We start from the raw sequence: 20,019 nt of genomic DNA on the forward strand, positions 1-20,019 counted from the left end.
TCGGAGATGTGCATCACACACAATGCGTGTATTGTTCACGTGGAATGCACGATACACATATAGTGTACGATACACGCTAGAAGTTGTGAGTCCGAGGGAGATTTGCGTGGACAAGCCTGATTCCGCCGTTCGGCCGGGCGCCATCCTGGCGGTGCTGGCCTATACCGGCATCGTCGCGTCGCTGATGCAGACGCTCGTGGTGCCATTGCTCGGCGAGTTGCCGCAGATTCTGAATTCCTCGGCGGCCAATACATCCTGGGTGGTCACCGTCACGCTGCTGGTGGGTGCGGTCGCCACCCCGGTCGCCGGTCGCCTCGGCGATATGTTCGGTAAGCGCCGGATGGTGATCGCCTCGACGGTGCCGCTCATCGTCGGCTCGGTGGTCTGTGCCATGGCGGGTTCATTGGTGCCGATGATCATCGGCCGCGGCCTGCAGGGCCTCGGCTTCGGCACGATTCCGCTGGCCGTCGCGCTGCTGCGGGACGTGCTGCCGCCCGAGCGACTCGGCTCGGCCATCGCGCTGATCAGCTCCTCGCTCGGTATCGGTGGTGCGCTCGGTCTGCCGTTGGCGGCGGCGGTCACCGAGTACAGCAACTGGCGGGTGCTGTTCTGGGCCGCGGCGGCGTTGGTCGCGATTGCCACCGCGCTGATCACCGTGGTCGTTCCGGAGGGTATTGCCGAAGGACCGTCGGGTCGCTTCGATGGCCTCGGTGCGGTGCTGCTCGGCGGCGGTCTGGTGTCGCTGTTGCTCGCGGTGTCCAAGGGGGCGACGTGGGGTTGGACGAGCGGCAGCATTCTCGGTCTGTTCGTCGCGGCCTCAGCGCTGCTGCTGGTGTGGGGTTGGTGGGAGCTGCGCAGCGTCGAGCCGCTGGTCGACCTGCGGGTCACCGCGCGCCCGCAGGTGCTGGTCACCAATCTCGCGACGGTCGCCATCGGCGTCGGCATGTACGCGTTGCAGTTGAGTGTCCCGCAGTTGATGCAGCTGCCCAGCTCACTCGGCTACGGTCTCGGTCAGTCGATGATGGCGATGGGTCTGTGGATGGCACCCGCCGGAATCATGATGATGCTCATCTCCCCGGTCGGCGCGAAGCTCTCGGCATTGCGCGGTCCGAAGTTCACCCTTGTCGTCGGTGCCGTCGTCATGGCCATCGGCTACGGCTCCGCCCAGGTTCTGATGGGCAGCACCTGGGGTCTGCTGATCGTGAACATCGTCTGCAGCTCGGGTGTCGGTTTCGCCTACGGCGCCATGCCCGCCCTGATCATGGGTGCGGTGCCGCAGTCGGAAACCGCTGCCGCCAATGGGTTCAACACTCTGATGCGCTCGATCGGCACTTCGGTCTCCGCGGCCGTGGTCGGCGCGGTGCTCGCCCAGCTGACCGTCACCGTCGGCGGTCACAGTATCCCCACCGAGAACGGCTTCCGGGTCGCGTTCATGATCGGCTGTGGCGTATCAGTTCTGGCGGCCTTGGTCGCCATGGCGATTCCGGTTCGTCGTGCGCTGGCCGTCGAGCCGGCCGAGCACGCCGAAGCGGAAGTCCCAGCACGGGTCTGATAGCACAATCGCGCAGCGCGGCGCGTGCGAACGGCGCCCCCGAACCTGCACCGGCAGCAGGGTGGGGGCGCCGCCGCATATGTGGTCGCACCGAAGTGCCGAATGATGCGGTTGTCGGCCACCGCTGCGGCGGCTCGCGCGTGTCGATCCCATTATCTGGCTTTGCGATGAGCCCGGAGCCACGTTGCGGGGCGGCACGCAGGCGCTCGACAGGCTCGGGGCGCGCGGCGGAGTGGTGTCAGTGCCGCTGGCCGATGGCAGTGTCGAGCAGGCCGAGATCGGTGCCGAGTTCAGCGGCGATCGACCGGACCGCGGCGACATCCTTACCGACGAATTCGCCTACCGATGCGCTGAATTCGGCTACCGAACCCCGACCCGCGACACCGGCCAGCGCGCGACTCGCCGCACTTCCGTGCGGCAGCGCGGCCAACAGGGTGGTCTCGGCGACACCGAGCTGTTTTCCGAGATCCACCGCCGCGGTGAGTATTCCGAGCTGTGCGGCGAATACGGCGTTGTTGACCAACTTGACGCGCTGTCCCGCGCCGAGCGGACCGACATGCAGAATCGGGTCCCCGTAAGCAGCCAGCACAGGCCGGATCCGGTCCACGGTCTCCGCTGGGCCACCGACGAATAGAGTGAGCCGTCCGGACGCGATATCGGGTGGTCCGCCGCTGACCGGGGCATCGAGCAGCTGGATGCCATGCGAGGCAACGGCTTCGGCGGCAATGGCCGCGGTCGTGTGCGGACTGCCGGTGGTGTGCAGGACGAGAGTCGATCCGGATGGCATGGCGGCCAGCAGCGGTGTGCCGAGACATACCGCCCGAACCTGTTCATCGGTGAAAACGCACACGATGACCAGTTCGGCATTGGTCCCGACGGCCGCGGGGGCGGACACCGCGTGCGCGCCGATCTCGGTAAGGGCCTGGCGCGCTTCGAGCGACCGGCCGAGCGCGCACACCTCATGACCGGCGCGAACCAGCCGCGCCACCATGGGACGGCCCATCCGCCCGGCGCCGATGAATCCGACGCGCATCAGCGTGGGTGGTCGATCATCGCGAGGGTCGCGTCGGCGGCGTCGAGCACGATGCCGGGTTCGGCGCCCGCGACGGCGGCCAGATGCGCGATCAGCCCGACATCCTTGCGCAGCAGCGGCCCGGCATGTGCGGCGAGCCGGTCCAGAGTGCCGCCCGCCGAGACGATACGACCGAGGGCGAAGCTGTCGGCGGTGCCGTGCGAGATCACTTCGCCGAGGCGGATGGGATCGAGACCGACTACCCTTCCCAGTGCGAGAGTGCTTGCCGCCGTTGCGAGATTCGCGGTGAACAGCAGGTTGTTGAGTAGTTTGGCAGTCTGTCCCGCGCCGAGCGGGCCCAGATGGACTACGGGGTCGGCGTAGGTTTCTAATACCGGGCGAGCCCGCTCGACGATATCGGTCGAGCCGCCGACCATCACCAACAATCGGCCGTCGGCGGCCGCCGCGCCGCCACCGCTGACCGGTGCATCGATGATCGAAACTCCCTGGGCCAGCGCGATATCGGCGAGATCGCGGCAGGTGTCCGGATGCACCGTACTGTGCACGGCGAGGATCGCGCCCGCGGACATACCCGCCAGCACGCCATCGGTACCGGTGACGACCTCGCGGACATCGGCGTCGCCGACCACACAGAGGCAGACGAGATCGCTCGCGGCGGCCAGTTCCGCAGGTGATGCGGCGACCTTCGCCGCCGTATCGGCGAACGGCTCGAGCGAAGCGAGACGCCGTGCCCACAATGTTGTCTCGTATCCGGATTCGACGATCCGGCGCGCCATCGGCCCACCTTGGCTGCCGAGTCCGATGAATCCGACCCGCATCACACGTCGCCTTTCGCTTCGGGCCGCCAGAACACGGCGAGCAGACCCGCGGTGGCGACCAAACCGACACCGAGGGCGATGCCGCCACCGGACCAGCCCGTTATCTCGATGTCGGCGGCGTGATCGATGGACAGCCACCCAGGGCCGAGCAGCGCCAGCGCCAGCGAAACAACCGCGAGCACGAGGACATACTCGTAACCCTCTTTGAAGACGAAGAATCCGTTGGTGCGGTGTGCGAGCAGGCCAGCGACCGCCATTACCGAGATAACCGCCGCACACGCCAGCGGGGTGAGCAGCCCGACGATCAACAACACGCCCGCACCGATTTCGGTGACGACGCTGAGCCACGCGTGCAGGGTGCCCCCGCGCAGTCCGAGGCCACTGAACCAGCGCGCGGTGCCCGCGATCTTGCCGCCGCCCACCCAGTGATTGACTCCGTGGGCGATCATGGTGCCGCCCACGACGAGTCGCACGAGTGCCGCGGCCACGTCGACGACGTCCATCAGTTCGCCTCCTGTGTGGTGCCATTGAATTGTATTGCGGGGCCGGAGAATTCGCCGAGCCCGCGGGCGACGGCGGTTTCTTCGACGAAGGCCAGCAGGCCGAAGTGGTAGGCGGCGGCCGTATGTCCCATGCTGAGGTTGTGGCCGCTGTTGGGCTGGATATTGAGCACAACCCGCGGTGCGGCGGCGAACCGGGCGGCGACCGCGGCGAGTGCCTCCGGATCGTTGCGCCACACCCGTTCGTGGTCACCGACGGTGAACCGCACCGGAATCCGCACCTCGGCGGCAAGTGTGGGGAAGGTGACCGTCGGCCAGTCCTCGACCGAATTCCCTTCGTAGCGTGGACCATACGACCCGATCCGCGCACCGCCGACCAACTCGGGCGGGTACAGCCGGGCCGGATACCACAGCAGTTCGGTGACGCCGCCCGGTACGCCGTCGCGACGCATGCGCCGTTTCCCGTGCGGATCCGGTCCCCACAGAATGTCGTAGGCCTCCTGCTGATGTTCCAGCCCGGTCCCGGCCAATTCGAGGCCGAGCAATCCGCGTCCGCGCTCGTCGGCCGCCATCCGCAGCGCCAGTTCACTACCCGCGGAATGGGCGAGCAAGAAGGTGCCCGCGCCGCGGGGCCGCGACCCGAGATGCTGCTCGGCCGCCGCGTACATCAGATCGACACGGCGCTGTGGGTCGGCGAGTTCGTCCGCATGTGTGTGCGAGCTGCCGTATCCCGGCCGGTCCAGGGCCAACACGGTGTACCCGGCCGCGGCGGCCAACCGCAGCAGTGACAGTCGCGGATGATCAGGGCAGTCGAAATACGCCGAGGTGGTGGCCCCGCCGTGCAGGGCGAGCAGCACCGCCCGTGGCGCCTGCGCCTCGGCCAACAACCCCGACATCGGGATGCCGTCGACCTCGGTCACCACCGGAATCGGTTCGTCTCCGGTCAGCAGTGAGAAATCGGATTCGGTAATCGTCATGAATCGCTCCGCAGCAGCATTACCCCACCGGGAGTCAGCCCACCGCTGGACACCACACCGACGCGGGCATCAGCAACCTGCCGCGCACCGGCTTCACCGCGCAGCTGCACAATCGCCTCGTACAGCAGGCCCATGCCATGGGTGCGGCCGTGCGAGAGCTGGCCACCATGGGTATTGAGCGGCAGCTGGCCGTCGCGGGCGATGTTTTTACCGCCGTCGAGGAAGTCCTTGGCCTCGCCGATACCGCAGAAGCCGAGTGCCTCCAGCCAGGACAGACAGTTGAAGGTGAAGCCGTCGTACAGTTCGGCGATATCGACGTCGGCGGGGCGCAACGTGGTTCGGGTCCACAGGTGCGCGGCCGGACCGAGCACCTGTGGTTCGTGGGTGAGGGTGCTCTGATCCCATTCGATCCGCTCGATGATCTGAGTGCCGACCGCCTCCACCAGAACCGGTGGTTTGGCCAGATCGCGCGCCGCGTCCGCACTGGAGACGATGACGGCGATCGCGCCGTCACAGGGCACATCGCAGTCGTAGAGGCCGAACGGGGTGGTGATTGTGCGCGCCTCGAGATAGTCCCGCATGGTCAACGGATCTCGGTAGATCGCGGTCGGCTCGAGTTCGGCGTTGGCGCGCTGATTCAGTGCGATCCAGCCGAGGGTTTCGCGAGTGGTGCCATAGCGGTGGAAATGCCGTTGGGCATTCTGCGCCAAGGTATGCGCCGCCGAGGTGGCGCCGAAGGGGGCCATCCAGCCGGGTGTGCGCCCACCGGAGGGCTTGATCTTGCCCGTGCGCAGCAAATCGTTGAAGGTGGCTTCCCACAGGGTGCGGAAACACAGCACATGCCGGGCCAGCCCGCCCGCGACCGCGAGCATGGCCGCGATGACCGCCCCACCGGGGCCGAAGGTTTCGATCCCGCCGTTGTACCAGGTCGGCCGGATGCCCAGGGCGGACTCCAGAGCGGTGACACCGCCTTCGCTGAATCCACCCATATTGCCGCCGCCGGGATAGGTCGACAGGCCGTCGATATCGTCCATCGTCAGTCCGGCGTCGGCGATCGCGCTTTCGCAGGCCTGGATCGTCAGCCGCAGCGGTGGGACCTGCAGCCGCCGCCCGATCGCTGACCTACCGATGCCGGTGAGTGCGACCCGGTCCTCGAACTTCTCCGGCCGCACCATGGGCCGCACGTGCCGCCAGAACTCTTGTGGCGCAATATCGTCCACGGGCAGTGGGGCAGGTTCCGGTTGCGTTTCGACGGGCCGGAACAGCGGCAGCCAGACATCGTCGTCCTCGTGGAAGACCACTTCCAATCGCATGCCGAGGACCAGGTCGTCTGGATCGCAGTCGATCACATTGGTGGTGAGCCGAACTCGCGGATCCTCCTCGATCGCGACCTGCGCCACCACATAGGGCGCGGGCAGTCCCGGCACCCCGAAACGGTGGTTGACGGTGAAGCCCGCGAGTGTGGCGAAGCCGGAGACGGCACGCACTCCCATCTGGTGTCCACGGCAGTACCGGCACACCGGCTGCGGTGGATGGATCAGTGCCGCACAGGATTCACATTCCTGTATACGCAGCGTGCCATCGCTCCCCGAGGTCCAGAAGAACTCGTTTTCGAGGGTGAGCAATGGCAGCGGACGTCCCGATGCTTCGCCCATATCGCCTCCTCGCTGTGTCGTCAGATCTGGGCGTCGCCCTTGCGCACGGTGACCGGTTCGGCCAGCCGCTGCTCATCGCAGACGCGCTGCAGTTTCGCCAGGGTTTCGTCCAGTCCGGCGCCGAGCCGCGGTCCGGGGGTGAAGCTGGCCGGTAGATGCCGCATGCCCTGGATGACGCCGATGGTGTCGTAATGTACGGCGTCCGCGGGATCGCAACGATAGTCCGGCATCCGGTCCAGCACCGCGAGCAGCATTCTCTTGAACACCATGCGCGCCATATTGGAGCCGATGCAGCGGTGCACGCCGAGGCCGAAACTGTAGTGCCGATTGCCCCGCCGCTCCATATCGATCTCATTGGGGTTGTCGAACACCTCGGGATCCCGGTTGGCCATCGCCCACGACAGCCACAGCCGCTCACCTTCGGCGAACCGCGTGCCCGCGACCTCGCAATCCTGGGCGAAGGTGCGACCGTCACCCGGTGCGGGGGTGAAGTAGCGCAGGAACTCCTCGGTCGCCGAATCCAGGATGAGATCGCGTTCCCGACTGAGCAATTCGCGCTGATCCGGATTCTCCGACAGCCATTCCAGCGCGTGCGCGGTGAGCGCGGTGGTGGTGTCGAAGCCGCCACCGATAATGAGGCTGAGCATGCCGAGCGCGTCCATATCGGAGATCGGCTCGCCGTTCAGGGTGGACTCGGCGACCGCGTGCAGCATGCCAGGGCGTGGATTCTGTTTGACCTCTAGGTAATTCGTCAGCAGATCCAGGCCCATGGCGCGGTGCATTTCGGCGATGCGCGCAGTGTCCGGTGAATCGGGTGGGGTGTACACCGAGGCGTGCGCCGGTTCGTTGTAGATGGTCCACTTGTCCAGCGGGATGCCCAGCATCGCGAGGGTCAACACGGCGGGCACGATATTGGCCAACTCGTCGACGAAATCGATGGTGCCGCTTTCGATGTGCTCGTCGATGCTGGCGCGCACGATTTCGTCGACCAACGGAATCCAACGCTGCACCGCGGCGGGGGACAGATACGGATTCAGCGCCGAGCGCAGTTCCCGCTGTTCGGGCGGGTCCATTTCCAGGATGCCGGCGCGAATGCCCTGGCCGCGTTCCGGGGTCGGAATGGAAATCCCCTTGTAGCCACGGCGTTCCCCGTTGGGGTCGTTGTCATTGGAGATGTGCGGGCAGCGGGCCAGTTCGAACACTTCGCGGTTGCCCGCGGCCACCCAATGGCCGCCGTAGGTTTCGGTCCAGGCCACCGGGCACTTGCTGTGCATCTGCTGGGTGATGTCGACGAACTGCTCGCGATATTGCGGAGTGTGTCGATCGAAATGAAATTCCGGCCGTCTGCGCTCGGCATCGGAAGCGATATCGGTCATCGGCGGTTCCTCTATTCGGTGCTGGAGATCGCCCGTTCGGGGCAGGACCGGACGGCCTCGCGCACGTTGTCCTGCTGATCGGCGGGAACGTCTTCGCTGACCGGTGACGAATGTCCGTCGATTTCACTGAGCTCGAACACCTTCGGGGCGATCATCGCGCACAGCGTGTGCCCCTGACAGCGCTCGGCATCGACTCGAACCTTCACGGTATTTCTTCCCTTCAGACGCGGTAGTCGTACCACTTCAGATAGCCGCCGGCATCGACGCGCAGCTGGGTGCCGGTGATGAAACGGGACTCGTCGGAGGCAAGGAACAACACCGCGTTGCTGATCTCCTCCGGCTCGACATAGGGGACCGGCATGGCCTGCTGTACGAAGAAGGCGGGTTCGGCGTCGGCGCGGGTCGGGTGTTCGAGATCCGGGCGGAACGACCGGTACATCGGCTCGCTGTGCAGCATGGGCGTGTCGCAATTGGTCGGGTGTACGACATTGGCCCGAATACTGCTCGGCGCCAAATGGGTGGCGATCTCGTGGATGTATTGCGACAGAAGGCGTTTGGCGACCATATAGGCGACACCGCCGGGATCCTTGCCGGGCTGATCTACCTTCGAAAAGTCCATCAGCGCCGCGGTCGAACCGGTGGCGATGATCGATGCGCCCGCGCCCAGATGCGGCAGCGCCGCCTGTACGGCATTGATGACGCCGAGCAAGTTGGTATCGATGACATCGGTCCAGGCCTGCCACTGTGGCTCGCCCTTCATACCGGCGATGCCCGCCTGGGCGACGACGATGTCGAGATGGCCGAATTCGGCGATACCGCGCTCGAGAACCGCGGCCAGTTGCGGTCGGTCGCGCACGTCGGCCTGTTCGGCGATGATGCGCCGTCCGGTCTTCTCGACGAGACGGGTCGTCTCCTCCAGATCCTCCGGGCGTGATAGCGAGTATTGGATGCTCTCGATATCGCGGCAGATATCGACCGCGATGATGTCGGCACCCTCTTCGGCAAGTTTTACCGCGTGGCTGCGGCCCTGGCCTCGCGCGGCTCCGGTGACGAAGGCGACTTTGCCCTGCACACGTCCCACGGGTTTTCCTTTCGGTCCTACTACTTCTGGGCGACACGGCCCGTGCCCGGCACGGACGGGTTCAGGTATTGCGGCCTCCGTTGACGCCGAGGATCTGCCCGGTGATGTAGCCCGCGTCCTCGGAAATCAGGAACGAGCACGCGGCGGCGATATCGGCGGGTCGCCCGACCCGGCGCACCGGAGTGCGTTGGATGTGGTCCTCGATGGTTCCGCCGAGCAGCTGCTTCTCCTCGGAGCGGCGCAGCATGGGGGTATCGATGAAGCCCGGCGGGACCGCGTTGACAGTGATCCCGTATGGACCCAATTCCAGCGCAAGGGATTTGGTGAGGCCGTTGAGTCCGGACTTGGCCGCCACGTACGCCGCCATGAACGGCTGACCGGAGTGGGTGCTCGAGGAAGAGATATTGACGATGCGACCCCAGTTCGCGGCCGTCATATCCGGCAGTACGGCCTGGACGGTGTGGAATACACCGTGCAGGTTGACATCGATGATGTGCTGCCACTCCTGGAAGGTGAGGTTGTGGAAGCGGCGGTACTTCTCGATTCCGGCGGCATTGACCAGCACGGTGATCGGACCCAGTTTGGTGCGCACATCGGTCAGGGCCGCGGCGATCTCGTCCGGTTTCGTCACATCGGCCTGATAGGCGAAATCGTCCTCGGCCGCCGGGTTGAGGTCGAGGGTGGCGACGTTCAGGCCGTCAGCGCGCAGGCGCTCGACGATGCCGAGGCCGATGCCCGAGGCGCCTCCGGTGACCACAGCGGTTTTCACGCAAGAATCTCCCTTCCGAATGTTGAGAACCGTACTCTCGCGCTCGTCGTATGCGCAAGACTTCCCCGGTGATGACAGGAATCGGCATCTGAGCGTCGATGTCATCCGCGCGCGTCGGGGTGTTGCCCAATTCGGAATGTTGCTACAGTCGCGCAAATATTGAACGTATGATTCTCCAATAGAGAGAATGAAGTTTCCGTTGTGCAGCCGAGGAGACCGGATGTCAGTGCAAGAACAAGTGGCCGCCCCGCCGGAAGTTCCGGCTCGGCGGCTGCTCGTCGACGGACAGTTGATCGAGACCGGGCGCACCCTCGCCTCGCTCAATCCGGCGACGGGCGAGGTGTACGGGTACGCGCCGGAGGCGGGGCTCACCGAGACGGACGCGGCCATCGCCGCGGCCCGGCGGGCCTTCGACACCACAACTTGGGCCACCGACGCCACATTCCGCGCGCACTGCCTCGAACAGCTCTACCAGGCGTTTCGCGATAACGTCGAAGAACTGCGGGCGCTGACGATCGCGGAGGTCGGCGCGACAAGGCAGCTCACGCACGGTAATCAGCTAGAGATCCCCTTCGAGATCGTCCGCTACTACGCCGAACTGCTGCCGAAGTTCTCCTTCACCGAGGAGCTCGCCGACATCGAATTCCGCGGTCAGCGCCATCGGCGCTGGGTCGAGAAGGAGGCCGCGGGCGTGGTGGCCGCCATCGCGGCCTACAACTATCCGCACCAGCTCGCCTTGGCCAAACTCGCGCCCGCGCTCGCCGCCGGATGCACGGTGGTGCTCAAGGGCGCACCGGATACGCCGCTGGCTACTTTGGCGCTCGGTGAGGTCATCGCGCGCCACACCGATATTCCCGCCGGTGTGGTCAATGTGCTCACCTCCTCGGATGTCGCTGTCGGCGAACGGATGACGACGCATCCCGATGTCGACGTGGTCACCTTCACCGGTTCGACGCCGGTGGGACGCAAGATCATGGCCGCCGCGAGCGCGACGCTGAAGCGGGTGTTCCTGGAGCTCGGCGGGAAGTCGGCGGCGATCCTGCTCGACGATGCCGACTACCGGACGGCGGCGCAGTTCGCGGCGTTCAGCATTGTCAGCCACGCGGGCCAGGGTTGCGCGCTGACCTCCCGGTTACTGGTGCCGAGCAAGGACCACGACGCGATTGTCGAGATGGTCGCGCAGAACTTCGCCCATGTCCGCTACGGCGATCCGAGCGATCCGAAAACCTATATGGGCCCATTGATCAGCGAGCGCCAGCGGGACAAGGTCGACGGTCTGGTGCAGCGTGCGGTCGCGGCTGGTGCGAAGTTGGTCACCGGTGGCGAGAAGGTCGACCCGGGCTTCTTCTATCAGCCGACGCTGCTGGCGGGCGTCGATCCGGACAGCGAAATCGCCCAGGAGGAGGTCTTCGGGCCCGTGCTCGCGGTGATCCCCTACGAGGACGACGACGATGCCGTACGAATCGCGAACAACTCCATCTACGGCCTGTCCGGCGGCGTATTCAGCGCCGATGAGCAGCGGGCGCTGGCAGTGGCGCGGCGCATCCGCACCGGCACCATGAGTATCAACGGCGGCAACTACTTCGCCGCCGACGCGCCCTTCGGCGGATACAAACAGTCCGGCATCGGCCGGGAGATGGGGGTCGACGGGTTGACCGAATTCCTGGAGAGCAAGACCTTCGCGGCGGTGGCGGTATGAGCGGGCCACTCGACGGTATCCGCGTCCTCGAGGTCGCGATGTACGGGTTCGTGCCCTCCGCGGGCGCTGTGCTCTCCGACTGGGGCGCGGATGTGATCAAGGTCGAGCACGCGGTCACTGGTGACCCGCAGCGCGGCCTGCGTCAGATCGCCACCTTCAAGGTCGAGGGCGACCCCAATCCCAATGTGGAACATGCCAATCGGGGCAAGCGCAGTATCGGGATCGATATGTCGGTGCCGCAAGGCCGGGCGGTGATCCACGACCTTGCCAAGACCGCGGACGTATTCCTGACCAGTTTTCTGCCGCAGCACCGAAGCAAGTTCGGTATCGATGTCGACGACATTCGCGCGGTGAACCCGGCGATCATCTACGCCCGCGGCAGTGGTCTCGGCCCGCGCGGCGCGGAGGCCGATAAGGGCGGCTATGACATGACCGCCTACTGGTGCCGTGGCAGTGTCGCCGCGACCATCACCCCGCCCAATATCGACGGACTCATTCCCCCGCCGGGGCCGGCGTTCGGCGACACCATCTCGGGAACCAATCTGGCCGGTGGCATCGCGGCGGCGCTGCTGAAGCGGGAGCGCACGGGTGAGCCGTCGATCGTGGATGTGTCGCTGCTGAGCAGCGGGCTGTGGTCGATGGGGCACACCATCGCGCTCTCGGCGTATATGGGTGAGCCGCTGCGGGCGTTTCCGACCGGATCACACGGTTCGCCGTCGAATCCGCTGTCGGGGTTGTACGCGACCAAGGACGGTCGGTACTTGTCGCTGGTCATGTTGCAGCCCGGCAAGTTCTGGACCGACGTATGTCATCACATCGACCGGCCGGAACTGGCCGACGATCCGCGGTTCGCCGATGCCGCGGCTATCGCGACCAATACGGCTGTGGCCGTAGAGATTCTGCGCGAGGTATTCGCCACCCGCACGCTCGCCGAGTGGACCGAGCGTTTCGCGACCCTGTCCGGTCCGTGGGCCCCGGTGCAGGACGCACTACAGGCCATCGACGATCCGCAGGTCCAGGCGAACGAATACGTCCGCAAAGCCGGTGAACTGCAACTGGTTTCGAATCCGGTGCAATTCGATCTCACCGCGCCCGACTTGCGTCCCGGTCCGGAATTCGCCGCACAGACCGATGAGGTCCTGCTCGAACTGGGCCTGGACTGGGACCGCATCATCGCGCTCAAAACCGCGGGCGCGATCACGTAATTCGCTGGAGTAACCCATGACCTTCATCGCTTCGATAGGGACCTACCTGCCGTGCTGGGGCACCCAGCGCCACCGAGTGCTCGGTGACGACGAGGACGCGATCACCCTGGCCGTGGAGGCTGGTCGTGCCGCGCTGCACGATGCCGGTCCGGTGGAACGGGTGGTCGTGGTCAGTCGCGATCTGCCGCTGGTGGAAAGCAGTAATGCCGCGGTCCTGCTGGCGGGGCTGGGTTTGGATCCGGAACTGGAGGTGATCGAGCGGCTCGGCGGCGCGCCCGCCACCCTCGACTCGCTCAGTTCCGCCCGGCCACGCACGCTGATCATCGGGGTCGATACCGAGCCCGCGGGCGCGGCCGCCGCATTGATCTCCGATCACGGCCTACAGGTGCGCACCGCCGCACGGGTGGCGCGCAGCCTACCGGTGCGTACCCGCAATGCCGTTGGGGCCGTGCACGATTACGGTGATCCGCGACTGCTGCACAAGCGCGGCCTACTGGCATCGCTGGCGGCGGCCTGGTTGGACACGCCGGTGGCGGTGGCCGGCGTCGACGATAAACAGGCGGCCGCGCTGTGCCTCGGCAGCCCGCCGTCACTGCCGACGGTGGGCGCCAGCGCCGGGCTGTTCGCCTTGGCGGCCATGGCCGAATGGGGCAGTACGGGTTTGCTGGTTGGGGTGGAGCAGGCCAGTCTGTCCGGTATTACGGTGGCCGCTGGTACGGCGGTGCTGCACCGGCGCGAGTCGACGGCCAGAGCGCTGCCCGAAGGTGAGCTGTGGCCCGGTTCCGAGATTCCGATCTCGCTGGCCGCGTATGAGCGTGCATTCGAGGCGAAGGTGCGCTGGGAGGCCGGAAAGCACTCCGGCAGTGACGATCTGGACTTCCCGCCGCGCTATCGGGTCGCCGCGGACGGCGGTCTGAGCACCGACTACACCCTGGTGCCGCTGCCGCGCACCGGCACGGTGTACACCGAGGCCACCGTCGCATTGCCGGTGCCGGGTCTGAAAAGTCCGTACACCCTGGTGATCGTCGAGCTCGACGGTGTCGGGGTGCGAGCGCTGGCGAAGGTGACCGGCACCGATCCCGGCACTGTGGTGATCGGGGACCGCGGCCGCATGGTGCTGCGCCGGGTCGCCGTGCGGTCGGGGGTGCCCGATTACGGATACGCATTCGAACCGGAGGTCGCACTATGAGGGAAGTCGCCATTGTCGGTGCGGGCATGACGCCGTTCGCCGAACATTTCGCACTCGGCGTCAAGGATCTGGTGCCGATGGCATTCGCCGAATGTGCCGCCAGCATCGATAAGGGCTTGGTCACCTCGGACCTGCAGGCCGCCTGGTTCGGTGCGATGGGGAATACCGACGGCTTCCCCGCCGGGATTGTGGCTGATGCGCTCGGCCTGCCGGATTTACCGGTGACCCGCGTCGAAAACTCCTGTGCGACAGGCAATGACGCGGTGCGCAATGCCCTGTTCGGTATCGCCTCCGGTGCGTTCGACGTCGCCTTGGTGGTCGGTGCGGACAAACTGCGCGAAACGGCGCACAAGGACATGCTGTGGGAATGGGAGGCGATGGCGCGCGATATGGCCTGGGATTACCCCCTCGGCCTGATCGCGCCCGTCGGATTCGCACTGCACGTAGCCCGATATCTGCACGAATCGCCGGCGACCAGAGAACATTTGGCCATGGTCGCGGTGAAGAACCACCGGCACGGCATGCGTAATCCCAAGGCGCGCTTACGCTTCGAGATCAGTCTGGAACAGGCGCTGGCGGCGCCGATCGTCGCCGGACCGTTCGGACTCTACGACTGCGCACCCCAAAGCGATGGTGCGGCGGCGCTGGTGCTCGCCGCGGCCGATGTGGTCGACCGCTACACCGATCGCCCGGTGTGGATCCGCGGCGTCGGCCTCGGCCTGGATTCGGTGATGCACCAGCACAAGCGGGATATGACGACGTTCCCCGCCACCGTGCGGGCCGCCGAGGCCGCCTTCGCGATGGCGGGGCTGACGCCCGCCGATGTCGATGTCGCCGAGGTACACGACTTCTTCACCGGTATCGAACTGATCAGTTATGAAGATCTCGGCTTCGCCGACCGATTCGGGGCAGCGAAACTGATCGAGAGCGGGATCACCGAGGTCGGCGGCGCGCTGCCGGTGAATCCGAGCGGCGGACTGAAGGCCAAGGGACATCCACCGGGAGCGACCGGCGTCGCCCAATGCGTCGAGTTGTTCGAGCAGTTGCGCGGCGCAGCGGTCAATCAGGTCGACGGTGCGCGGATCGGTTTGGCGCACAACCTCGGTGGACCGACGGCGGTGTCGGCGGTGACGATCCTGGAAGGGCCCGGCGCTTGACGGCCGGGTCGGAAGCCGTCGCGCTGGTTTCGGGCAGCACGAAAAGTCGTCGTGCCGTATTGGACTGGGCCGCGCGGTGTGTCGGTCCCACCGGGACAGTGCACGTGGTCTGTGACGGGGTATCGCCGCCGGTGCTGTTCGGATCCATTGCGCTGAGCGGGCTGTTCGTCGATGCCGTCGGACTCGAAGCCATGGACTTCACCAGCACCGCCCGCATTCTCGCATTGCACGGCTGCGGCTGGAGTTGGTGGTGGGGTCCGGTCGGCGCACATGCCGTCGCGGTGCGGCGGGCCGCGGCGCTGGGCGCGGCGATGGTGTTGGCCACCCGCTCGCTGACGTTCCAGGTCCGGGTCGCCGTGCGGCTACCCGACGCCGACCACGACCTCGCCGCAAAGAAAGATCGGGCCAGCTAGTCCCTCGTCCGGATAGCTTGCTGCGCGGCCGACTCCTCGCCCAGCGTAGTCATATGGCGGTCGATGCGGAGTTGGGCGACCACCATTCGACTGCGTTCGACCGAACCCTCCCAACCAGGGCTCGATGCGGCAGAAGCTATCGGGACGCGGCACTAGTCCGGTGCGATTCCGTCTTCGTGTGCCATCCAGTGCACGAAACGGTGCAGTGGATACATGGCGTCGTGGGGATTGCCGATGGTGCTCGGTCCGGCTTCGCCGAGGCGGACGATGCGCTGTGCGCCGCCGCTGGCCAGCCGGTCGCGGTAGTCGGCCATTCGGTCGAATGGAAAGAAGCCGACCGTCTGCGTTGCCACATTGACGTATCCCATCGCCGCATCGAGGCTATCCACGCGAACCACATTGGCGGTCTTGTTGATCGGGTGGAAGTCCACCGGTTCATCGGAACGGATCACCAGTCCCGTGCCGTCGGTGCGGCCCCAGACCCGGAACTCGTCGTCGAGCATTATCAGGGTGTCGATCTGCTCGCGCAGGTCGATATCGAGCGGTCGGGAATCGCCGGATCCGGCCGCTTTGTCGACGATGTAGGCGTGCAGGCGTGCGCAGAAGCGGTCGGCGTCGTCCTGATCGGCCTCGACATAGACGAAACGGCTTGCGACACAAGCCTCCTGGTTGAGCACCATCACATCGGCGGCGGCGAGTTCGGCGGCGCGGTCGAGCGCCTCGTCCGAGGCGAAGGCCTCCCGGCCGACCATTGAGATCGAGGTCTTCGGGTCGAAGGACACCAATTGGAAGCCCGGCCCGAGGTATTTGATCACATTATCGATCGCGTCACCGCCACCCCAGGCGACGATCTTGTCGAAATACTGCGGCCGATACAGCACCCGCTCGACCGTATTGTCGCCGCCGCGCCAATAGAGCGCGGACATCGACCGCACAATGGCGTGGTCGGGATCGATGTCGGCCATGGTCCGCAGTATCGCCACCGTGGTGAACGGATCACTCGAGGACATCTTGAACAGATTGACCGCCTTGACCAGTGCGCCGTGGGCTATGGATTTCACCGCGACGCCGGGGGAGTTGCCGGGCAGCACATGGATCAATCGGGGTGCGAATGCCCGCACGAAACTCTGGCGACCGGTGAAGTCGCGCTTAGGGATCCACTCGTCCAACGCCCGCGGGTCCGGAAAATTCTGTTCGACCACGGTCTCGAGCAGTCGCTTGTCGAGATAACCCGCCGCACCCATGACCTGTGCCTGCAACACGGTGCGCGGCAGCACATGGGTGGCCGACATCCGGTCGATACAGTCACGCAGGAACGGGTTTTCGGGTGCGCGCAGCCGTCGACCGGTCTCGACGAGGAAATCGATGATCTCCGCGAGTGGAACGTTCAGCAGCGGCGGCACCGCGCCGCGCGGATGCACCGCACGGTCCATGGGGATGCGCGGTGTCGCGAAGGTGACGCCCAGATCGCGCGATCGGTGCGTGACGTCGTTGCCCTCGAGCAATTCGCCGCGCAGGAAAAACGGCGCGGCAGCGACGGTGTCTGCGATGGTCATGAAAGCCCCCGCACATACGCGTCGACGGTTCCGGCGCAGCCGATTTTGTCGTCGCCTTTGATATCGGCGTAGCGGACGATGTCATTGCGGACCGACGGACCCTTGTTGCCACAGGCGCAGGGGGCGAGGTCGAGTGCGATCTTGTCGCCGGTGATGATTCCACCCCAACGTCCGTCCAGCGAGAGGTCGAAAAATGCGGCCCGGCCTTCGATTTCGCCGGATTCGTGCGGCAACGGGTTCGCACCGTCTTCGTCGAGGATGAACGGCACGATCCATGGGGGTATGTGATACCGATCGCCCTTGCGGCACTTGGGCATTCCGGAATTCAGTTCTTGCATCGAATAGTTCTGGAAGTCTCGGTCGGGCGGGATGTTGAAGGTCTGGTGGACGAATTGCTGGTAGTCCGGCGGCAACTGGGCGCGCTTGAGCCCGCCGCCGACGTAGAGGCAGTTGTCGGGGTGGAAGTCCGGGGCGGAGTAGCCCATATCCCGAACGATCGCCGCCACCTGGTACAGCGCATTCCACATGCCAGAGATGTAGAGCTTGTCGGTGCGATAACGCACGAGCGCCTCGGCCCCGGCGATCATCGCCTTGTCGAGCGCCTCCTGCCGCTGCCGGGAGGTCCGGTCGAAATCGGCGAGTTCCTCCGGCCGGGCGGTGCCGTCGGCGATCTTCTTGCGCAGCACCACCATTGTGGTCAGCGACCCGACGGTGATCGGTGGAATGGGCAGGCGGAAACGCTCTTTGGCCGGATCACCGAACGCCGCCTGCTGAGCCGCGGCGATGACGGTGTTCTTCGGGACGGACGCGGTCGCGGCGACCCCGACCATCCGCCGGTCCTGCGCGGGCCGCACACCCGAACCCCAGGAGAAGACATTGACCGTATCCTTGCGCGACCATTCCATATCCCGCTCCGAGGCGAGCAGCATGGCGGACTTGCCTGTTGTTCCACTGGAACAGGAGACGTAGTGCCCCGCGGCCTGCAGCCGTGCGATCCAATCGTCGATGTCGGCGATATCCGAGGTCTGGATCGGGCTGATGGGATAGGGCGATACGGTGCCGAGCCACTTGCCGAGCCGATCCCACTTCTGCTCGATCAGAAAGCTTTCCGGATAGCTCTTGTAGACCGAGTGCGGGAACAGTAGCGGCACCATATCCGCGAGGTCGCGGATCTCGGTGATACCGGCCTCCCGCGCGCGGTGCCCCAGCAGCTTGATTCGATCGTGGTGCTGCCGGAATTTTTCGTCGAGTGCCGCCACCTGGGTTTCGCGCAGGTCGCCGGCGGAGTGGTCGAAGCGATCGGTGGCATCGGCCAGCCGTGTCAGGGTTTCGATGGCTGAGCTCACGGGGGAGTCCTTCCCGGTGACGTTGCCCGCTAGAAAAATGGCAACTCATGCGTATCATTATTAGCGATCGGAGGCGCGATGATGCAAGCGGCAATTCGGAGGAGGCGGGAATGACGGAGGTCGGTCCGCCGATTCGGCGCGCGGCCGGGCGGCCCACCCGGGCACAGGCCGAGGCGCGGCACGAGGAATTGCTCGATACCGCATTGGATCTGTTCCTGGAGCACGGCTACGAGCTGGCCACGATCGAGATGATCGCCGGTCGCGTGCAGATGACCAAGCGCACCGTCTACGCTCGCTATCCCGAAAAGGCGTCGCTATTCCTCGCCGCGGTCCGGCGCGCCATCGAGCGACAGGTCGTGCCAGCGGATGTGCTCGCGGGCTTCGACACCGGCGATCTCGCCGAGACGCTGACCGCGGTCGCCCGGCTGCGGATCGACCAGGTAATGACGCCGAACGGGCTACGCCTGCAACGCATTATCAATACCGAGAGCTATCGCTTCCCGGAGATCTTCGTCGCCAACTACGAACTGAGCGCCGGGCCGGTGGTCGACTTCGTCGCGGGCGTCCTCGATCGCGCGATCGCCGCCGGGACGATCGCGCCGACCAACTCCGATCAGGCCGCCCGCGCCTTCATGAGCATGGTTGTCGGTGGCCAGGTGCGCTCCATTGTTGCCGGTCGCCCACCCACTCCCGAACAGCTGGACGAGCGGGTCCAATTCACCGTCGGTCTCCTGCTGGATGGCCTGCGTCCACGCTGAAATTACTGAGAGGCAACGATTTTGACATTCGAGGCAGACCGTCCGGTCGCGGTCGTCACCGGAGCCAGTTCCGGCATAGGTGCATCGACCGCCGAAAAGCTGGTGGCACGCGGCTGGCAGGTGATCGGTGTCGGTCGCGATCGACAGCGTTGTGCGGCCGCGCGAACGCGGATCATGGCCGCCGTGCGCGACGGCGGCAGTTTCGACATGGTGCGCGCCGACTTCACTTCGATGATGGAGGTGGCACATGTGGCCGCCGAGATCGCGAGCCGTACGCAGCGTTTGGCTGTCCTGATCAATAACGCGGGTGGCGTACGGGATCGGCGGATCATCACCGCCGCAGGCACTGAGGCCACCTTCGCGACCAACCACCTCGCCCCGTTCCTGCTCACCAGGGAACTGATGCCGCTGCTGCGAAAGAGCGCGGCGGTCCTGCCGCCCGGATCGGTGCGCGTGCTCGCCGTATCGTCGAGTGCACACCGTGCGGCCGAGGGCTTCGATTGGGCGGATCCGCAGAGCCTGAACGACTTTCACCCGGCGACGGCCTACTGTCGCGCGAAACTCGCCAATATCCTGTTCACTCGCGAACTTGCTCGTCGAGCGGCCTCCGATGGCATCGTCGCGCAGGCCATGCACCCGGGTGTCGTCGCCAGTAATTTTGCCGCACACGGTGATACAGCGATGCAAGCCCATATGGCCGCCGCCGATACCGTGCCACCGGATGAACCGGCCGAGACTCTGGTGTGGCTGGCAACCGATCCCGAGGGCGGTCGAGACGGTGGGCGCTACTTCTATCGGAAGACGGTGGAAACACCGGCCCCCGTCGCCCTCGACGATGTCGCCGCCGCCCGCCTCTGGACCGAAAGCGAGCGCTTGCTCGCGGATCTCGGATTCTGACGCCTATTCCACGAGCACCGATTGCCTTGCCGCTGCGG

Annotated in this window: 19 protein-coding genes; 8 read left to right on the forward strand and 11 right to left on the reverse strand. The window is 65.8% G+C overall.

The features are described from left to right. The first annotated feature begins 106 nt into the window (after window positions 1-106). Window positions 107-1,552 carry an MFS transporter gene (locus ACIBG0_RS00925; protein ID WP_397028037.1) on the forward strand — a complete coding sequence of 482 codons (1,446 nt, stop codon included), beginning with the start codon at window positions 107-109 and terminating at the stop codon, window positions 1,550-1,552. Between the two features lie 238 nt (window positions 1,553-1,790). Here ACIBG0_RS00925 and ACIBG0_RS00930 read toward each other — a convergent pair whose 3' ends face one another. The 9 genes from ACIBG0_RS00930 to ACIBG0_RS00970 form a co-directional block, all read right to left on the reverse strand. After that, complete coding sequence (locus ACIBG0_RS00930; protein WP_397028039.1) at window positions 1,791-2,585, reverse strand: NAD(P)-dependent oxidoreductase; 795 nt, start codon at window positions 2,583-2,585, stop codon at window positions 1,791-1,793. After that, on the reverse strand, window positions 2,585-3,403 hold the full coding sequence (locus tag ACIBG0_RS00935; protein WP_397028041.1) for an NAD(P)-dependent oxidoreductase: 819 nt from the start codon (window positions 3,401-3,403) through the stop codon (window positions 2,585-2,587). The genes ACIBG0_RS00930 and ACIBG0_RS00935 overlap by 1 nt, the downstream gene beginning before the upstream one ends. Further along, window positions 3,403-3,906 (reverse strand): DoxX family protein, encoded by a 504-nt coding sequence (locus ACIBG0_RS00940; RefSeq protein ID WP_397028043.1) that lies wholly within the window; start codon window positions 3,904-3,906, stop codon window positions 3,403-3,405. Before ACIBG0_RS00940 ends, ACIBG0_RS00935 begins: the two co-directional genes overlap by 1 nt. Next, complete coding sequence (locus ACIBG0_RS00945) at window positions 3,906-4,880, reverse strand: alpha/beta hydrolase (protein ID WP_397028045.1); 975 nt, start codon at window positions 4,878-4,880, stop codon at window positions 3,906-3,908. Before ACIBG0_RS00945 ends, ACIBG0_RS00940 begins: the two co-directional genes overlap by 1 nt. Continuing rightward, window positions 4,877-6,535 (reverse strand): thiolase C-terminal domain-containing protein, encoded by a 1,659-nt coding sequence (locus ACIBG0_RS00950; RefSeq protein WP_397028047.1) that lies wholly within the window; start codon window positions 6,533-6,535, stop codon window positions 4,877-4,879. Before ACIBG0_RS00950 ends, ACIBG0_RS00945 begins: the two co-directional genes overlap by 4 nt. Window positions 6,536-6,555: 20 nt before the next feature. Continuing rightward, a complete protein-coding gene (locus tag ACIBG0_RS00955; RefSeq protein ID WP_397028049.1) occupies window positions 6,556-7,911 on the reverse strand; it encodes a cytochrome P450 in 1,356 nt (451 codons plus the stop codon). Between the two features lie 11 nt (window positions 7,912-7,922). Continuing rightward, window positions 7,923-8,117, reverse strand: coding sequence for a ferredoxin (locus ACIBG0_RS00960; RefSeq protein ID WP_364342790.1), 195 nt, complete (start codon window positions 8,115-8,117; stop codon window positions 7,923-7,925). 14 nt (window positions 8,118-8,131) lie between these two features. Then, window positions 8,132-8,992, reverse strand: coding sequence for a mycofactocin-coupled SDR family oxidoreductase (locus tag ACIBG0_RS00965; RefSeq protein WP_397028051.1), 861 nt, complete (start codon window positions 8,990-8,992; stop codon window positions 8,132-8,134). A gap of 61 nt (window positions 8,993-9,053) precedes the next feature. Next, a complete protein-coding gene (locus tag ACIBG0_RS00970) occupies window positions 9,054-9,761 on the reverse strand; it encodes an SDR family NAD(P)-dependent oxidoreductase (RefSeq protein WP_397028053.1) in 708 nt (235 codons plus the stop codon). A gap of 220 nt (window positions 9,762-9,981) precedes the next feature. Between ACIBG0_RS00970 and ACIBG0_RS00975 the strand changes: the two genes are divergently transcribed. From ACIBG0_RS00975 to ACIBG0_RS00995, 5 genes are read left to right on the forward strand one after another with little or no spacing between them, the layout of a single operon-like run. Then, entirely contained in the window at window positions 9,982-11,460 is a 1,479-nt protein-coding gene (locus ACIBG0_RS00975; RefSeq protein WP_397028054.1) for an aldehyde dehydrogenase family protein, read from the forward strand. After that, complete coding sequence (locus ACIBG0_RS00980) at window positions 11,457-12,665, forward strand: CaiB/BaiF CoA transferase family protein (RefSeq protein ID WP_397028056.1); 1,209 nt, start codon at window positions 11,457-11,459, stop codon at window positions 12,663-12,665. Before ACIBG0_RS00975 ends, ACIBG0_RS00980 begins: the two co-directional genes overlap by 4 nt. Window positions 12,666-12,681: 16 nt before the next feature. Further along, window positions 12,682-13,854 carry an OB-fold domain-containing protein gene (locus ACIBG0_RS00985; protein ID WP_397028058.1) on the forward strand — a complete coding sequence of 391 codons (1,173 nt, stop codon included), beginning with the start codon at window positions 12,682-12,684 and terminating at the stop codon, window positions 13,852-13,854. Next, window positions 13,851-15,011, forward strand: coding sequence for a thiolase C-terminal domain-containing protein (locus tag ACIBG0_RS00990; RefSeq protein WP_397028060.1), 1,161 nt, complete (start codon window positions 13,851-13,853; stop codon window positions 15,009-15,011). Before ACIBG0_RS00985 ends, ACIBG0_RS00990 begins: the two co-directional genes overlap by 4 nt. Continuing rightward, complete coding sequence (locus ACIBG0_RS00995) at window positions 15,008-15,424, forward strand: hypothetical protein (protein WP_397028062.1); 417 nt, start codon at window positions 15,008-15,010, stop codon at window positions 15,422-15,424. The genes ACIBG0_RS00990 and ACIBG0_RS00995 overlap by 4 nt, the downstream gene beginning before the upstream one ends. 152 nt (window positions 15,425-15,576) lie before the next feature. Here the strand turns inward: ACIBG0_RS00995 and ACIBG0_RS01000 are convergent, their stop codons facing one another. Further along, on the reverse strand, window positions 15,577-16,980 hold the full coding sequence (locus ACIBG0_RS01000) for an acyl-CoA reductase (RefSeq protein WP_397028063.1): 1,404 nt from the start codon (window positions 16,978-16,980) through the stop codon (window positions 15,577-15,579). Then, on the reverse strand, window positions 16,977-18,326 hold the full coding sequence (locus ACIBG0_RS01005) for a hypothetical protein (RefSeq protein WP_397028064.1): 1,350 nt from the start codon (window positions 18,324-18,326) through the stop codon (window positions 16,977-16,979). Before ACIBG0_RS01005 ends, ACIBG0_RS01000 begins: the two co-directional genes overlap by 4 nt. A gap of 110 nt (window positions 18,327-18,436) precedes the next feature. On the opposite strand from ACIBG0_RS01005, the gene ACIBG0_RS01010 reads away from it, so the two are divergent. Next, entirely contained in the window at window positions 18,437-19,084 is a 648-nt protein-coding gene (locus tag ACIBG0_RS01010; protein ID WP_397028065.1) for a TetR/AcrR family transcriptional regulator, read from the forward strand. A 21-nt stretch (window positions 19,085-19,105) separates the two neighbouring features. Further along, on the forward strand, window positions 19,106-19,981 hold the full coding sequence (locus ACIBG0_RS01015; protein ID WP_397028067.1) for an SDR family NAD(P)-dependent oxidoreductase: 876 nt from the start codon (window positions 19,106-19,108) through the stop codon (window positions 19,979-19,981). Window positions 19,982-20,019: the final 38 nt, after the last annotated feature.

The sequence above is a fragment of the Nocardia sp. NPDC050630 genome (genome assembly GCF_044457245.1).
Lineage (GTDB): Bacteria > Actinomycetota > Actinomycetes > Mycobacteriales > Mycobacteriaceae > Nocardia.

Bases quoted from the DNA above. Each gene is read 5' to 3' on its own strand.
- ACIBG0_RS00930 (WP_397028039.1), bottom strand. From the start codon at position 2,585: ATGCGCGTCGGATTCATCGGCGCCGGGCGGATGGGCCGTCCCATGGTG.
- ACIBG0_RS00935 (WP_397028041.1), bottom strand. From the start codon at position 3,403: ATGCGGGTCGGATTCATCGGACTCGGCAGCCAAGGTGGGCCGATGGCG.
- ACIBG0_RS00940 (WP_397028043.1), bottom strand. From the start codon at position 3,906: ATGGACGTCGTCGACGTGGCCGCGGCACTCGTGCGACTCGTCGTGGGC.
- ACIBG0_RS00945 (WP_397028045.1), bottom strand. From the start codon at position 4,880: ATGACGATTACCGAATCCGATTTCTCACTGCTGACCGGAGACGAACCG.
- ACIBG0_RS00950 (WP_397028047.1), bottom strand. From the start codon at position 6,535: ATGGGCGAAGCATCGGGACGTCCGCTGCCATTGCTCACCCTCGAAAAC.
- ACIBG0_RS00955 (WP_397028049.1), bottom strand. From the start codon at position 7,911: ATGACCGATATCGCTTCCGATGCCGAGCGCAGACGGCCGGAATTTCAT.
- ACIBG0_RS00975 (WP_397028054.1), top strand. From the start codon at position 9,982: ATGTCAGTGCAAGAACAAGTGGCCGCCCCGCCGGAAGTTCCGGCTCGG.
- ACIBG0_RS00980 (WP_397028056.1), top strand. From the start codon at position 11,457: ATGAGCGGGCCACTCGACGGTATCCGCGTCCTCGAGGTCGCGATGTAC.
- ACIBG0_RS00985 (WP_397028058.1), top strand. From the start codon at position 12,682: ATGACCTTCATCGCTTCGATAGGGACCTACCTGCCGTGCTGGGGCACC.
- ACIBG0_RS00990 (WP_397028060.1), top strand. From the start codon at position 13,851: ATGAGGGAAGTCGCCATTGTCGGTGCGGGCATGACGCCGTTCGCCGAA.
- ACIBG0_RS01000 (WP_397028063.1), bottom strand. From the start codon at position 16,980: ATGACCATCGCAGACACCGTCGCTGCCGCGCCGTTTTTCCTGCGCGGC.
- ACIBG0_RS01010 (WP_397028065.1), top strand. From the start codon at position 18,437: ATGACGGAGGTCGGTCCGCCGATTCGGCGCGCGGCCGGGCGGCCCACC.